The organism is Roseomonas sp. FDAARGOS_362 (assembly GCF_002754815.1).
In the GTDB taxonomy this organism is placed as follows: Bacteria; Pseudomonadota; Alphaproteobacteria; order Acetobacterales; family Acetobacteraceae; genus Roseomonas; species Roseomonas mucosa.
In genome coordinates this window covers 3429320-3444965 of sequence record NZ_CP024588.1, presented here as the reverse complement: position 1 = coordinate 3444965, position 15646 = coordinate 3429320, and the positions used below count along the sequence as shown (strand labels likewise).

Sequence of the window (15646 nt, the reverse complement as noted above, 5' to 3'; positions counted from 1 at the left end):
AGAGGGCGGGCGGCGGGGGACAGTCTGAAACTTCCCGGGCCGGACGGGGGTTCTGGATGGGCTGCCGGCAACCCGGCTGCTTCCTTGTCCCCGAGAGCAGGTCTGCCCCAAGCATGTCCGACGTTCCGCCCGCTTCTGGCCACGCGAAATTCGCGGCGGCCGCGATTCAACGCGCAATGCGGCTCCGGGAGGGCCGTCCCTTCCCACTCGGGGCGACATGGGATGGGCTGGGGGTGAATTTCGCGCTGTTTTCCGCCCATGCGACCAAGGTCGAGCTCTGCCTCTTCGACGCCAAGGGCGAGCGGGAGCTGGAGCGGATCGTGATGCCGGAATACACCGACGAGGTGTTCCACTGCTACCTGCCGGATGCGCGGCCGGGAACGGTGTACGGGTATCGCGTGCACGGACCTTACGAGCCCGAGAACGGGCACCGCTTCAACCCCAACAAGCTGCTGCTCGACCCCTATGCGAAGGGGCTGGTGGGTGCGCTGAAGTGGGACCCGTCGCATTTCGGCTATCAGATGGAGAGCGGCGACGACCTGAGCTTCGACGAGCGCGACAGCGCGCCCTTCATGCCCAAGAGCCGGGTGGTGGACCCGGCCTTCACCTGGGGGCATGACCGCCGGCCCAACATCCCCTGGGCGGACACGATCTTCTACGAGACGCATGTGAAGGGCTTCACGAAGCTGCACCCGGCGCTTCCGGAGGAGCTGCGCGGCACCTATGCGGGAATGGGGCAGCCGGAGATCGTCGACTACATCAAGTCGCTCGGCGTGACCTCGGTGGAGCTGCTGCCGGTGCATTCCTTCGTGCAGGACCAGCACCTGACCGACAAGGGGCTGACGAACTACTGGGGCTACAACACCATCGGCTTCTTCGCGCCGGAGCTGCGCTATTCCGCGAGCGGGTCGCTTTCCGAGTTCAAGGAGATGGTGGCGCGGCTGCACGATGCCGGGCTCGAGGTCATTCTCGACGTGGTGTACAACCACACGGCCGAGGGCAACGAGAAGGGTCCGACGCTGTCGTTCAAGGGGATCGACAACGCGTCGTACTACCGGCTGATCGACAACGACCGGCGCTACTACGTCAACGAGACGGGCACCGGGAACACGGTGAACCTGTCGCACCCGCGCGTTCTGCAGATGGTGACGGACAGCCTGCGCTACTGGGTGCAGGAGATGCATGTGGACGGGTTCCGCTTCGACCTCGCCACGATCCTGGGGCGCGAGCCCTATGGCTTCGACGAGGGCGGCGGCTTCCTGGATTCCTGCCGGCAGGACCCGATCCTGTCCTCGGTCAAGCTGATCGCCGAGCCCTGGGACATCGGGCCGGGCGGATACCAGGTGGGCGGCTTCCCGCCGGGCTGGGCGGAGTGGAACGACAAGTTCCGCGACACGGTGCGCGAGTACTGGAAGGGCGACGAGGGCAAGCTGCCGGACATGGCCACGCGGCTGACGGCCTCGGGCGATGCCTTCAACAAGCGCGGGCGGCGGCCGTGGTCCTCGGTGAACTTCGTCACCGCGCATGACGGCTTCTGCCTGCACGACCTCGTTTCTTACAACGAGAAGCACAACGAGGCGAATGGCGAGGACGGGCGCGACGGGCATTCCGACAACAAGAGCTGGAACTGCGGCGCCGAGGGGCCGACCGACGACGCGGAGATCAACAGGCTGCGCGAGCGGCAGAAGCGGAACTTCCTGGCGACGCTGCTGCTGAGCCAGGGGACGCCGATGATCCTGGCGGGCGACGAGCTGGGCCGGACGCAGGAGGGGAACAACAACACCTACTGCCAGGACAACGAGCTGAACTGGGTGAACTGGGAGGGGATCGGCGAGGACGGCGAGGCCCTGATCAACTTCACCCGCAAGCTGCTCACCCTGCGCAAGTCGCTGCCGATCCTGCGTCGCGGCCGGTTCCTCACCGGGCGGGTGAACGAGGAGCTCGACGTCAAGGACGTCGCCTGGATCTCCCCGACCGGCAAGCCCATGGAGGACCACGAGTGGGAGGATGCCAGCGCCAGGTGCCTGGGGATGCTGCTGGACGGGCGGGCGCGGGCCACGGGGCTGCACCGGCCGGCGATGGACATCACGGCGCTGCTGGTGGCCAACGCGCATCATGACGTGGTGGGCTTCACCCTGCCCCAGGTGGTGGGCGGGACGACCTGGCACTGCCTGATGGACACGAACCTGCCGGAGGGCGTGGAGATCGAGAGCTTCGATTCCGGGCAGGAGTACCTGGTGACCGGGCGCTCGGCGCTGCTCTTCGCGCTGGAGCCGGAGGATGGGGACTCCATCGCGCTGCGGCAGACGCTGCGGGCCCTGCGCGGGCTGACGGAGCGGCCGGTGATGGGGCTGCCGAAGAGCGACGAGAACAGCGAGGAGACGAGCGAGGAGGAGGCGAAGGAGGGCGGGGCCGGCTGACGGGGCTGGCGGGCGGCTTCCGGGGCATGTTCTTCTGTCATGGGACGGAAGGATGCCCGGAGGCCGTGGCGCGTCGGGGAACCGGGTGGCGGAAGAGGCTGCACAACACCATGTGAAGGGGATGCCGGGTGTGCCATGCTCGGCCCAACCCCGTCCCTGCCACCGCCAGAGCGATGCGAAACCTTTCCGACCTCCTTCCTGATACGGCCGATCCCCACGCCGTTTCCGCGGCCGAACGGCTGCGACGGGAACGGGAGTGCGAGGCCGCCTGGGCACGGCACCGGGGCGAGTGCCATCTGACCAGCAGCGCCGTGAACGACTGGGAAGCCTATCACCGGCAGCTGCTGTCGGAGGAGGCGCGGCTCTACGGCTTCGTGGAATGGAACTCGCCCAGGTTGCGCGAGCGGCTTTCGGCGGAGCAGAACCACCGCTGCTGCCATTGCGGCAAGCGGATGGAGGCGGATGCGCCGGACCCGGACGACCGTCCGAGCTTCGAGCACATCCTGCCGCGCAAGCAGGGCGGCGGGAACCGGCCCTGCAACCTGGCCGTCGCCTGCCGGCGCTGCAACGTGGACCGGGCCCACAAGCTGGGCTGGTGCCGGGGAAAGGCCAAGGGGTAGGCGCGGCGCCCTGGGATGCCCGCGTCGCACCAGGGTGGAAGCGGTGGCGGCGCCAGGATGGCACGGAGGTGCTATAGGCGCCCTCCCCTGTCCTTCGCGCCACCGACCGGAGCGGACCCGCATGACCGATGCCCTGACCATCCTGCCGCCCGGCCGGCCCCTGCGGGGCCGGGTCTCGCCGCCGGGGTCGAAATCCATCACCAACCGGGCGTTGCTGCTGGCCGGGCTGGCGGTGGGGGAAAGCCGGCTGACGGGCGCGCTGAAGAGCGACGACACGCGGCACATGGCGAATGCGCTGCGTGCCATGGGGGTGGCGGTGGAGGAGCCGGAGGATACGGGCTTCGTGGTGCGGGGCAGCGGGCGGCTGCGGGCCCCGGCGGCGGCGCTCTTCCTGGGCAATGCCGGGACGGCGGTGCGCTTCCTGACGGCGGCGGCGGCGCTGGCCGGGGGCGAGGTGGTGCTGGACGGCGACGCGCATATGCGAAAGCGCCCGATTGCGCCGCTGGTGGAGGCGCTGCGGCGCCTGGGGGTGGTGGCGGAGGCGCCGACGGGCTGCCCGCCGGTCACGGTGCGGGGGCGCGGCGGGTTCGAGGGGCGCGAGGTGAGCGTCGATGCCGGGCTGTCGAGCCAGTATGTCTCGGCGCTGCTGATGCTGGCCGCCTGCGGGGCGCATCCGGTGCGGGTGGTGCTGCGCGGCGATGCGATCGGGGCGCGGGGCTATATCGACCTGACGGTGGCGGCGATGCGGCGCTTCGGCGGGGTGGTGGAGGCGGAGGGGGGCTCCGCCTGGGTGGTGCAGCCGGGCGGATACCGGGCGGCGGAACTGCATGTGGAGCCGGATGCCTCGGCGGCGACCTATCTCTGGGCGGCGGAGGCGCTGACCGGGGGGGCGATCGACCTGGGCGTGGCGGCGGGGGACTTCACCCAGCCGGATGCGGCGGCCTATCCGCTGATCCGGGATTTCCGGCACCTGCCGCCGGTGATCGACGGGTCGCAGATGCAGGATGCGGTGCCGACCCTGGCGGCGGTTGCCGCCTTTGGCGCCGCGCCGGTGCGTTTCACGGGAATCGGCAATCTGCGGGTGAAGGAATGCGATCGGGTGCATGCCATGGCAACGGAGTTGTCGCGCCTCTCGCCCGGGCTGGCGGTGGAGGACGGGGACGACCTGGTGGTGACCCCGGCGCCGCGGGAAGGGTTCCGGGCGGCGCGAATCGAGACCTATGGCGACCACCGGATCGCCATGAGCATGGCGCTGGCCGGGCTGATGGTGCCAGGGGTGACGATCCTGGACCCGGGCTGCGTGGCGAAGACCTATCCGGATTACTGGCGGGACCTGGGGCGGCTGGGGGTGGAGATGCGGGCGGAGGGGTGAGGCCCCGGGGCGCGTCCCGGGGCGCGCAAGGAGCACGGGCGGCCTGTCCGGCAGGTCACCGTTTCGCGAGGAGAATGGCGCTTCGAGGGACGGGTGACGTGTCCTCCATCATCTCCCGGACGCCTTCCTTCTCTCCGGCATGGACGCCCAGATGCGCTTTCGGGCCAAGGCTGGGTCTGCGGTCCTTTTCCAGCGGATGGCTGGCCGGGACAGGTTCCGGAAGGCAGCCACGCGGACCGGTCCGGCATGACGGAACTGTCACCGCCGCCTCCACCATTCGGTGGACGCGGCCCGATGATCGTTTCGGATACGGTCTTTTCCACGGACAGTGTTCCGGGGAGAAGCGTCATGCCAACGAAAGTCGGTAATCTGGTGGTCTTCGGCGCCATCGAGGCGAAATGGCTGAGCCTGGGCGGGTTGGGGGGCGCGCTGGGCGCACCGGTGAACAACGAGACGCCCACCTTCGACGGGGTCGGGCGGTATCAGGATTTCCAGGCGGGGCGCACCATCTCCTGGCATCCGGATACCGGGGCGCACCTGGTCTATGGCTCGATCGGCGCGCGCTGGCGGGAGATCGGGCGTGAGCGCTTCGGCTATCCCATCAACGACGAGTCCGGCTGCCCGGACGGGGTGGGGCGGTTCAACCACTTCCGGGCGGAGCAGCTGCAAGGCAAGCCTGAGGCGTCGATCTACTGGTCGCCGGCGTCGGGCGCGCACGAGGTTTATGGCGCGATCCGGGACAAATGGGCGCGGCTGGGCTGGGAGCGGGGCAGCAGCCGCTATCCGCTGGAGGCGGAGCATGACGAGCCAGGCGTCGGGCGGCTGCAGCGCTTCCAGGGCGGGTATTTCACCTGGACCCCGGCGGGAGGCGCGCAGCAGCACAACGGCGCCTATGCGCCGCCGCCACGGATCACGCTGCGCGCCATCAGCGATGGCGGCCGCTTCATCGAGGTCCAGGGCGACAACTTCACCGGCCGGCAGAGCGCCAAGGTGGCCTATGACCTCTTTGCCGGGGGCGGCCCCACCACGCACCAGACGGGCGAGCATACCGTGGCCGTGAACGAGGTCGGCCATATCGCGGACCGGATCAGGGTGAACCTCTCCGGCCTCAGCGGCGCGCAGGTGCAGGCGACCGACCTGTCCTCCGGGCGGGCGGCCTCGGCCTCGCTTTGAGCCTGGCGCGGCGGCTTTTCCTGGGTGCGTGGCGCTTCGTGGCTGGCCGCCGGGGGAGAGGCCCTGCCTCTCCCGCCGGCCCCCCCCCTCTCCGCCGGGGACCGAAGCCGGCCCCCGGACCCCGGGCTTTCGTGGGTTCTGGTGGATACCGTTGTCCTGCAGCCTGATCCCCGGGTGCAGGTGGAAACGCGGGGCTCCCTAAGAGAAGAAAAACAACGTGTCCACGCTGGTGACATCGGCAACCTGCCGGAGAGCCGTGCTCTCCGGCGCGATCTGGCATCAGCGAGCGCCAACGACCGGGAGGTCCAGGACCCTCAGGGTCCTGGCGGATAGGGGGTCCGGGGGAAAGGCAGCGCCTTCCCCCCGGGAGGGCACAACGCCAGGATGTAAAGCACGACGGCCCGGGGGGAAAGCGGTGTCTGGACGGGGCGGCTGGCGCCCAGGGGCGGGTGCCGCTGCACGACGGTCATGGAACCGTCATGGATTCGTCGCATGCGCCGCCGCACGGCCTGTTTATAGCCGCCCATCCCAGGGAACCATCGAGGGGCGGCGGAATGGCGGGCGAGGACGAGGAGCGGCAGCAATCCTGGCTGCGGCTGGAGATGCAGGACGACCTGGACGAAGAGCTCGAGATGGAGCTCGACGACGAGCGGCTTCCCGAGGCGCTGCGGCAGATCCGGTGCGACCGGAAGAAGGGCACGATCGACCGGCAGCTCTATTTCCGGGAGCTGCTGCGGCTGCAGAGCGAGCTGGTCAAGCTGCAGGACTGGGTCACGCAGAACGGGCTGAAGGTCGTCGTGCTGTTCGAGGGGCGCGACAGCGCGGGCAAGGGCGGCGCCATCAAGCGCATCACCCAGCGCGTCAACCCGCGCACCTGCCGCGTCGTCGCCCTGCCGGCGCCGTCGGACCGCGAGCGGACGCAGTGGTACTTCCAGCGCTATGTCGCGCATCTGCCCGCGGCGGGCGAGATCGTGCTGTTCGACCGGAGCTGGTACAACCGGGCCGGTGTCGAGCGCGTGATGGGCTTCGCCAGCGAGGCGCAGGTGGAGGACTTCTTCCGCGACGTGCCGGAATTCGAGCGCATGCTCGTCCGTTCCGGCATCATCGTGGTGAAGTACTGGTTCTCCATCACCGACGAGGAGCAGCAGCTCCGCTTCCTCATGCGCATCCATGACCCGATCAAGCAGTGGAAGCTCTCGCCCATGGACCTGCAGTCGCGGGTGCGGTGGGAGCAGTACACCAAGGCCAAGGAGGAGATGTTCGAGCGCACGAACATCCTCGAGGCGCCCTGGTACATCGTCGAGGGCAACGACAAGAAGCGCGCGCGGCTGAACGTCATCGCACACCTGCTCTCCCTCATCCCCTATGAGGAAGTGCCGCACGAGCCGGTGGTCCTGCCCGAGCGCGTCTTCGACCCGAACTACGAGCGCCGGACCCTGCCGCCGGAACTCTACGTGCCGGAACGCTACTGAGGGCGCAGGCGCCGCACCGGCCCGGAAAACAGCTTCCAGGACGTCCGGCGACGGGCAAGGTTGCGGTTGGCGGTGTCCCGCTGGCTGGCCTATGCTCGTTCCCGGATTGTTCGTGCCGCCGCCCCTTCTGCCGGCGCGGCGGGGATGGGCGGGTGGAGGAGCGTGGTGCCGGAGGCGGCGGGGCCGGAAGCGGTCCGGAGGGAGAGCCCCGGGGACAGGCCTGAGGGCGGCCGTGGCGGCGGGCAGGCGGGCCGGGCGGCGCCGCGCAAGATCATCCATATCGACATGGACGCCTTCTTCGCCTCGGTGGAGCAGCGGGACGATCCGTCGCTGCGCGGGCTGCCGGTGGCGGTGGGCGGCGCGCGGGAGCGGGGCGTGGTCGCGGCGGCGAGCTACGAGGCGCGGCGCTTCGGCGTGCGCTCGGCCATGCCCTCCGTGGTGGCGCGGCGGAAATGCCCGGAGCTGGTCTTCGTGAAGCCGCGGTTCGAGGTGTACCGGGCGGTGTCGCAGGAGATCCGCGCGGTCTTCGCGGAATACACGCCGGTGATCGAGCCGCTGTCGCTGGACGAGGCCTATCTGGACGTGACGGAGAATTTGCGGGGCATCGGCTCGGCGACGGAGATCGCGGAGCGCATCCGGGCGGAGATCCGGGCACGGACCGGGCTCACCGCCTCGGCAGGGGTGTCCTACAACAAGTTCCTGGCCAAGCTCGCCTCCGACCAGCGCAAGCCGGATGGGCTCTTCGTCATCACGCCGCGCATGGGGCCGGGCTTCGTCGAGGACCTGCCGGTGGGGCGCTTCCATGGCGTCGGGCCGAAGACGGCAGCACGGATGGAGGGGATGGGCATCCATACCGGGCGTGACCTGCGGGCGCAGGGCCTGGAATTCCTGCAGGCGCATTTCGGCAAGGCCGGGGCCTATTACCACGCGATCAGCCGGGCCGAGGACGAGCGGCCGGTGCGGGCGGACCGCATCCGGAAATCGGTGGGGTCGGAGACGACCTTTGCCCACGACCTGCGCGGGGAGGCGGAGCTGGCGGCGTCGCTGCGGCCGCTGGCGGCGAAGGTGTGGGAGCATTGCGCGCGCCATGGCACGCGCGGGCGGACGGTGACGCTGAAGGTGAAGTTCAGCGATTTCCGCCAGGTGACGCGCAGCCAGAGCTTCGCGCGGGCGGTGCCGGAGCTCGCGGCGCTGGAGGAAAGCGCGCTGGCGCTGCTGCGCGGACTGCTGCCGCCGGAGCGGGGAATCCGGCTGCTGGGGGTGACGCTCTCGGGGCTGGAGGGGACGGAGGCCGGGGACGGGCCGGTGCAGATGGCGCTGCTGTAGTTTCCGGCCCCTTCGATGCGCCCGTGCCGATACGGCAGGCTTGATGCGGCGGGGTCGCCGGGGGCGAATGCCGGGCGTGGTGCCATGCTCCCGGGCCGGATGGCGCGGCCGCGTGTTTTTCGCCGCGGCCGGGAGCCGGAGGCGCTGGCACGGCTGCCGCAGTCGCGGGCGGAACTGCCGGGCCATGCTTCCGCTCCGGATGCCCCTTCCCCGGCACCCGTGGTGGAAGGGCCGTCCCTCTGGTCGGTGCTGGCCGAAGCGGGCGCGGTGGACCCGGCGCAGCCGCGCGAGCAGGTGCGGCGCGTGGTCCTGGCCACGGGGCGCGACGGCTATGTGGCCGTGCTGGCGCCATTGTCGCGCGGGAATGCAGGGAAAGGCGGATTTCGCGATGGTCGCCCGCTGTTCCGGTTGAATTCCCGCCCGGCGCCGCCATGATCGGACGCAACGCCAGAACAGGGTATCGGAACCGGCGCCGGAACAAGTCCGGGCCGGTTCCGCCACCCCCGTCACCGGGATGCCCGACGGAGCTGCGCCGGATGCGCGGCCCGGTGGGCGGAAAGCCGAGGAGAAGGGCCCATGAAGGCCGAGAATGTGCTGCAAACCATCGGCAACACGCCGCATATCCGCCTCGCGCGGTTGTTTCCGCAGGCCGAGGTCTGGGTGAAGTCGGAGCGCGGCAATCCGGGCGGGTCGATCAAGGATCGCATCGCGCTGTCCATGGTCGAGGCCGCCGAGGCCGAGGGCCAGCTGAAGCCGGGCGGGGTGATCGTCGAGCCGACCTCGGGGAACACCGGCATCGGGCTGGCCATGGTGGCGGCGGTGAAGGGCTACAAGCTGGTCCTGGTGATGCCGGAATCCATGTCGGTGGAGCGGCGGCGGCTGATGCAGGCCTATGGTGCGAGCTTCGACCTGACGCCACGCGAGAAGGGCATGAAGGGCGCGATCGCGCGGGCGGAGGAGCTGGTGGCGCAGACGCCGGGCGCCTGGATGCCGCAGCAGTTCGAGAACCCGGCGAATATCGAGGTGCATGTGCGCACCACGGCGCGGGAGATCCTGGCGGATTTCCCGGAAGGGCTGGACGCGCTGGTCACTGGCGTGGGCACGGGCGGGCACATCACCGGCTGCGCCGAGGTGCTGAAGAAGGAATGGCCGGGGCTGAAGGTCTTCGCGGTGGAGCCCGCGGCCTCGCCGGTCATCTCGGGCGGCGCGCCGGCCCCGCACCCGATCCAGGGCATCGGCGCGGGCTTCGTCCCGAAGAACCTGCACACCGACCTGCTGGACGGGGTGATCCAGGTCTCGGCGGAGGAGGCGAAGGACTACGCCCGGCGCTCGGCCAGCGTGGAAGGGCTGCTGGTGGGAATCTCCTCCGGCGCCACGCTGGCGGCGATCGCGGCGAAGCTGAAGGAACTGCCGGCGGGGTCGCGCGTGCTGGGCTTCAACTACGACACCGGCGAACGCTACCTGTCCGTGCCGGAATTCCTGCCGGCCTGAAGGCCTGGCGTCCCCACCTGCTCCCCGGGGATCGGATGTCAGGCCGACGGCAGCCACCGGAACCCACGAAAGCCCGGGGTCCGGGGGGAACCGCTCCGGTCCCTGGCGGAGAGGGGGTCCGGCGGGAAAGGCGGCGCCTTTCCCCCGGCGGGTCGCCGCCGGACACCACGCAGGAACAACCGGGGAAGGCGATGGTTCGCGGGCCGCGTGGTGGCGGGGCCGGGCAGGATCGGCCATGAGGGGAGTGGAACGCCACCGGGAAGGCCGAGATGCTGCTGCACGTCCTCTACCTCGTCGCCATCGTCGCGGAGGCCATGACCGCTGCCCTGGCGGCGGGGCGGCGCCGCATGGACTGGGTGGGGGTCTGCCTGCTGGGCTCGGTGACGGCGCTGGGCGGCGGCTCGTGCCGCGACGTGCTGCTCGGGCGGTACCCGCTGTCCTGGGTGGAGAATCCGGCGCTGCTCGGCGTCACCGCGGTGGCGGCGATGGCGACCATTCCGCTGGCGCGCTTCATGTACTCGCTGCGGCGGCTCTTCCTGCTGCTGGACGCGGTCGGGCTGGTGGTCTTCACGGTGATCGGCTGCAACATCGCGATGGCGATGGGCCTGTCCGTGCCGGTGGCGATCATGTCCGGCATGATCACCGGCTGCGTCGGCGGCGTGCTGCGCGACGTGCTCTGCAACGACGTGCCGCTGCTGTTCCGCAGCGAGCTCTATGCCAGCGTCTCCGTGCTGACCGGCGGGGCCTATATCGGCGGGCAGGCGATGGCGCTGCCGCACGACGCGGTGCTCTTCGCCGCCATGGGCTTCGGCCTCGCGCTGCGGCTGCTGGCGCTGCGCTTCAACTGGAACATGCCGCGCTTCATCTACACGCAGGATCTGCACTGACGCCGGCCCGCGGAAGTCCTGGCTTCCGCGGGCCGGCGGCGGTGTGGGGCGGGCGTCAGAAGCGGACGATGGCGGAGGCCTGGATGCGGTCGGCCTTGCCGCCCCGCGCGCCATAGATGTCCTGCTGCTGCAGCGTGCGCTCGACATGGGTGTACTCGATGCCGAGGTCGATCGGCTTCACCGGGCTCCAGATCAGGTTCACCGCCGTGGCCCAGATGTCCCGGTTCACGCCGTCGCAGACCGCGCTGGAGGTAGCAGAGGTGCCTTCGCAGCCCGAGAAGTAGCGGACGTAGCTCGGGTAGTTCAGGCGCACGCCGTGCAGGCTGACATTGGAGCGGAGGGAGTCGGTCCACTTGTACTGGGCGCCGACCATCGCGGCCATGATCTCGACCATGTCGATCTCGTTGCCGCCGCCCTGGGAGGCGGAAAGGCCATAGTTCGTCACGGCGCTGTAGCCGGCGGAGGTGCCGTCGAGGTAGCGGCCGAGGCCCTTGCCGTAGTTGAGGCTGGTGGCGAGGATCAGGCGCTTGTCGAACAGGTTGACCGCGCCGGTGGCACCGATGCCGAAGCCCACATCGCTGTCGCTGTAGCGTTGCGCGCGGTTGGTGGCGCCCTCGTTGCTGATGCGGACCTCGCGCACCACGCCGCGCAGGGCGGCGAAGCCCCAGTCGCCCTGGTAGAGGGCCTGCAGCGTGAAGTCGGGCACGTGGCTCATGCCGAAGCCGGCGCCGCCGTTGCTGTCGGGATAGCTGGTGCCCGTGGCGGAGGTGACGTCGCTGTAGCTGTTCTCGATGGCGGCCGAGATGTTGAAGCCGCTGGCGAAGCGGTGGGTGTAGCGGAGCTGGGCCTGGCGGACGCTGCCGATGCCGAGCGCCGTCCAGTCGTTCAGCCATTGCAGCGGCAGCAGCGGGCCTTCGGAGAAGAGCGAGTTGGACTGGCCGACCAGCACGGTGCCCCAGCCGCCGGGCTGGAACTGGCCGAATTCGGCGAAGGCCTGGCGCAGGCGCGGCGTGTAGGCGTTGCTGGTGGCCTGGGTGGTCAGGTCGGTGTTCTGGCCCGCGAAGTCCGCCTCGACCTGGGTGCGGACCTCGCCAAAGGCCTCGCTGAAGGGCGTGCGCGTCTCGATGCCGATGCGCGAGCGGCGGGCACTGGCCTGGAAGTCGCCTTCGGAGCGGGCGCCATTGGCGCCGTGGGACAGCGGGATGGAGGAGCCGGTCGTGGTGTCGGAGCGGTTCCGCGGCCCGAAGTCGCCGGACATGTTCAGCTTGGCGAAGCCGTAGAGGCGGACCGAGGTGTCGGTGCCCGGGACCCGGAAGGAGCCGGGGAAGGAGCCGCGCCACTGCGCCAGCGGGTCGTTGTTCTGCTCCGCCTGGACGGGCAGGGCGGAGGCCACCTGGGGCGGGGCCTGGTTCGTGGTCTGCGCCAGCCCCTGGGCCTGCTGGGACTGGATCGAACCGGTGGCGACCGGGGGCCGGCCCAGGCCCTGGGCCTGCTGCGAGGGGGCCGCACCGGAGGGGGCGGGGCCGGAGGCGGCCGCGACCGGGGGCTGGGCCTGGTTGCGGCGGGCGGCCTGGCGCTGCTCGGCATCACGGCGGGCGGAGCGGCGCTGCTCCTGCTCGAGTTGCTCGATGCGGCGTTGCAGGAGGTTGAGCTGCGCCTTCAGGTCCTCGATCGACTGGGCTCGGGCCGGAACGGCGGCGAGGAGGGAGAGGGCGCAGCCGGCCAGCAGGAGGAAGCGCAGGCCGGTCCGGGACGGTGATCCCGTCCGCGCGCCCGTCATGGCCGGTGGCGTAACTTGGCCCGTCCGGCATGCGGCGAGCGAAGTGAAAGCAAGACCCCGGACATGATTAGTATCCTCACTACCGGATCGACGGTTTGGCGTGGAATCTACGTTCGCGTGCATCGTTATCCCCCTAGCCCGAATGGCATACGCCGCCCCGGAAGGAGCCGGAACTCATGCCTTTTCTCACAAGATCGTGAATGCAACTTTTCCCCCTCGCCGATTGTGTTTCCCCCGAAACCAACATGGCGCGCGGATGGCCGATGATCCGGTGTCGCGTGGCCATCGCAACCGGGAACCCGGATGCGGCACCTTCGCATCGGCACGTCGCCGGCGCATCCTGGCAGGATTCCGGAGGCTCGCGTGTTAACATCACGAGATATCGAGCCGCCGCGCCGGGGACAGGGAGGCCACCGCCATGAACGAACCGAAGATCCGCATCCTGGATGTGCCGCCGGCCACCACCACGGGCGAGAGCCCGGTCTGGGATGCGCGGACGGGGCATCTCTGGTGGGTGGACATCCAGCGCCCGGCCATCCACCGCACCGACCCGCGCCGGCAGAAGATCGAGAGCTGGACCATGCCCTCCGACGTGGGCTCCATGGGGCTGTGCCGTTCGGGGCGGGTGCTCGTCTCGCTGCGCAACGGGGTGCATGTCCTCGACCCCGAGAGCGGCGGGCTGGAGCTGCTGGCCGATGTCGAGCCCAACCATCCCCGCAACCGGCTGAATGACGGCAAGACCAGCCCGGAGGGGCGTTTCCTCGTGGGCTCGATGGACGACACGCCGGACAAGGTGGCGGGGGCGGCGCTGCATTCGGTCGCGGCCGACCGCAGCCACCAGAGGCTGCGCGAGGGCCTGATCGTGTCCAACGGACTGGCCTGGAGCCCGGACGGGCGGACCCTGTGGCATTCCGACAGCCGGCAGGCGCGGATCTGGATCAGCGACTACGATCCGGAAACGGGGCGGGTCGGCCCGGCGCGGGAGGTCGCGCATGTGGCCAACGAGACCGGGCGGCCGGATGGCGCGGCGGTGGATGCCGAGGGCGGCTACTGGTCCGCGGGCGTCTCGGCCGGGGTGCTGAACCGCTGGCTGCCGGACGGGACGCTGGACCGGAGCATCGAGCTGCCGGTGAAATCGCCGACCATGCCCTGCTTCGGCGGCCCCGGCCTGCGGACGCTCTACGTCACCAGCCTGCGCAAGGACGGGGACGGGCCGGTCGAGGGCAGCCTGCTGGAGATCGAGGGGCTCGGCGTGGCGGGGACGCCGGTGGGCCTCTTCGCCGACTGAGCCTTCCCTGGCGCCAAGGCCCCCCGGCGGCTGGCCGCCGGGGACGGCGCGACGCGGCCAGTGGTCGCACCGAGCCCTGCGTCCGCCGCATGTGACGCATCGGTGTCACGGCGGGGCCCTTTTTCCGCCGCGCTTCTTCCGCCACATGCGGGGGATGTCGCGACGTCGCCTGCTGCTCTCCGCCCCTCTCCTCCTTGCCGCGCCGCTGGTGCCGGGCCTGATCCGGCCCGCCCTGGCCCAGGGCGCGGCGCTGTCCGCGCGGGACCAGGCGGATCTCCGCCGGGTCGAGGCCTATTTCAACGCCATGACCACGCTGAAGGCGCGGTTCCTGCAGGTCGCGTGGAATGGGGCGAGTGCGGAGGGCACGGCCTGGATCTGGCGGCCGGGGCGGATGCGCTTCGACTACGACCCGCCCGAGCCGCTGCTGCTGGTGGCGAGCCATGGGCAGTTCATGCAGTTCGACCGGGAGCTGGGGCAGCCGACGGTGGTGCCGACCTCGGCCACGCCGCTCGCCTTCCTGCTGCGCGCCGACCTGAGGCTGTCGGGGGATGTGACGGTGACGCGGGTGGAGCGGTCCGGCGGCTTCCTGCGGGTCACGCTCTATTCCAGCCGTTCCCCGGCCGAGGGGACGCTGACGCTGGTGCTGGCGGAGCAGCCGATGGAGCTGCGGCAATGGGTGGTGGTGGACGCGCAGCGGCACGAGACCCGGGTGACGCTATCGCAGATCGAGACCGGCGGCCGGTTCGATTCGTCGCTGTTCGAGTTCAACGACCCGCAGTTCCTGGAAAAGGAGCAGATGCGGCGCCGATGATGGCAGGCATGACGTTTGCTTGGTTCTCTCCGGCCCATCCGGTGGCAGGATCGCGGGATGCCGCCCTGCGCCGCCGGGGCTGGCGGCCCGGCCGTCGCCGCTGGGTTCATCATCGCCTGGGCGGCCAGGCAGATCATGTCGAGGAGACCCCATGCGCCCGCTGATCGGCATCTCCTGCTGCGTGAAGGCCTTCGGCGTCTTCGCCATGCCCAACCATGCCGCCTCCGCGCATTATCCGGAGGTGGTGCTGGGGCCGGTGGGCGGAGCGCCCGTGCTGATCCCGGCCTCGGGCGAGGCGGCGGGGCTGGAGATCCTGCAGCACCTGGACGGAATCCTGCTGACCGGATCGCGCTCCAACGTCTGCCCGGACCTCTATGGCGGGCCGGCGCATTGCGAGGGGACGCCGGAGGACCTCCACCGCGACTCCACGACCCTGCCGCTGATCCGCGGGGCGCTGGCGCGGGGCGTGCCGCTGCTGGCGATCTGCCGCGGCTTTCAGGAGCTGAACGTCGCCATGGGCGGCACGCTGGACCAGCGCATCCAGGACCTGCCGGGGCGCATGGACCACTCCACGCCGGCGGACCAGGCGCTGCCCGGGGTGCGAACGGGCAAGGCGCATGCGGTGCGGGTGGCGCCCGGTTCGGAGCTGGCGCGGATCTGGGAGGGACTGGCGGCGCCGCTCGCCGCTGTTCCGGTGAATTCCCTGCACAACCAGGGCGTTGCGAAGCTGGCGCCGGAGCTGGTGGCGGAGGGCTGGGCGCCGGACGGCACGGTGGAGGCGGCACGAGTGCGCGAGGCGGCGGGCTTTGCCTATGGCGTGCAGTGGCATCCGGAATATGACTGGCGGGAGGATGCGCTGAGCCGGCGGCTCTTCGAGTCCTTCGGGGCGGCAGCCGTGGCCTATCGGCGGCAGCGCGAGTCGCGGGGGCGGCTGCTGGCGGCGGAGTGACGGCCTCGCGCCCCCATGGCAAGAATATTGGGGAAGGCCATGGGACCGCCCAGCGGG

General features: G+C 70.5%; 13 protein-coding genes. 12 read left to right on the top strand and 1 reads right to left on the bottom strand.

Going from position 1 to position 15646, the window contains the following annotated elements; genetic code table 11:
• Positions 1-176 precede the first annotated feature (176 nt).
• From glgX to CTJ15_RS20165, 9 genes are all read left to right on the top strand, one after another.
• Entirely contained in the window at positions 177-2420 is a 2244-nt protein-coding gene (glgX, locus tag CTJ15_RS20205; protein ID WP_051005039.1) for a glycogen debranching protein GlgX, read from the top strand.
• Between the two features lie 173 nt (positions 2421-2593).
• Positions 2594-3040: an HNH endonuclease gene (locus CTJ15_RS20200; RefSeq protein WP_099781899.1), complete on the top strand. Its 447-nt coding sequence runs from the start codon at positions 2594-2596 to the stop codon at positions 3038-3040.
• Between the two features lie 121 nt (positions 3041-3161).
• Positions 3162-4412 carry a 3-phosphoshikimate 1-carboxyvinyltransferase gene (locus tag CTJ15_RS20195; RefSeq protein WP_099781898.1) on the top strand — a complete coding sequence of 417 codons (1251 nt, stop codon included), beginning with the start codon at positions 3162-3164 and terminating at the stop codon, positions 4410-4412.
• Positions 4413-4760: 348 nt separating this feature from the next.
• Positions 4761-5585, top strand: a complete 825-nt coding sequence (locus CTJ15_RS20190; RefSeq protein ID WP_079253464.1) for an LGFP repeat-containing protein — start codon at positions 4761-4763, stop codon at positions 5583-5585.
• Positions 5586-6139: 554 nt separating this feature from the next.
• Positions 6140-7057 carry a polyphosphate kinase 2 gene (gene ppk2 / locus CTJ15_RS20185; protein WP_075823127.1) on the top strand — a complete coding sequence of 306 codons (918 nt, stop codon included), beginning with the start codon at positions 6140-6142 and terminating at the stop codon, positions 7055-7057.
• Positions 7058-7342: 285 nt separating this feature from the next.
• On the top strand, positions 7343-8383 hold the full coding sequence (dinB, locus tag CTJ15_RS20180) for a DNA polymerase IV (RefSeq protein WP_252572174.1): 1041 nt from the start codon (positions 7343-7345) through the stop codon (positions 8381-8383).
• Between the two features lie 84 nt (positions 8384-8467).
• On the top strand, positions 8468-8818 hold the full coding sequence (locus CTJ15_RS20175) for a hypothetical protein (protein WP_099781897.1): 351 nt from the start codon (positions 8468-8470) through the stop codon (positions 8816-8818).
• A gap of 141 nt (positions 8819-8959) precedes the next feature.
• A complete protein-coding gene (cysK, locus tag CTJ15_RS20170; RefSeq protein ID WP_019462786.1) occupies positions 8960-9874 on the top strand; it encodes a cysteine synthase A in 915 nt (304 codons plus the stop codon).
• Positions 9875-10146: 272 nt separating this feature from the next.
• On the top strand, positions 10147-10761 hold the full coding sequence (locus CTJ15_RS20165) for a trimeric intracellular cation channel family protein (RefSeq protein ID WP_369924203.1): 615 nt from the start codon (positions 10147-10149) through the stop codon (positions 10759-10761).
• 55 nt (positions 10762-10816) lie between these two features.
• Here CTJ15_RS20165 and CTJ15_RS20160 read toward each other — a convergent pair whose 3' ends face one another.
• Entirely contained in the window at positions 10817-12541 is a 1725-nt protein-coding gene (locus tag CTJ15_RS20160; protein WP_099781895.1) for a DcaP family trimeric outer membrane transporter, read from the bottom strand.
• 418 nt (positions 12542-12959) lie between these two features.
• Here CTJ15_RS20160 and CTJ15_RS20155 point away from each other — a divergent pair, with 418 nt between their 5' ends.
• From CTJ15_RS20155 to CTJ15_RS20145, 3 genes are all read left to right on the top strand, one after another.
• Positions 12960-13829 (top strand): SMP-30/gluconolactonase/LRE family protein, encoded by an 870-nt coding sequence (locus CTJ15_RS20155; RefSeq protein ID WP_019462789.1) that lies wholly within the window; start codon positions 12960-12962, stop codon positions 13827-13829.
• 154 nt (positions 13830-13983) lie between these two features.
• Positions 13984-14640 carry an outer membrane lipoprotein carrier protein LolA gene (locus tag CTJ15_RS20150; RefSeq protein ID WP_019462790.1) on the top strand — a complete coding sequence of 219 codons (657 nt, stop codon included), beginning with the start codon at positions 13984-13986 and terminating at the stop codon, positions 14638-14640.
• A gap of 151 nt (positions 14641-14791) precedes the next feature.
• A complete protein-coding gene (locus CTJ15_RS20145; RefSeq protein WP_019462791.1) occupies positions 14792-15589 on the top strand; it encodes a gamma-glutamyl-gamma-aminobutyrate hydrolase family protein in 798 nt (265 codons plus the stop codon).
• Positions 15590-15646: the final 57 nt, after the last annotated feature.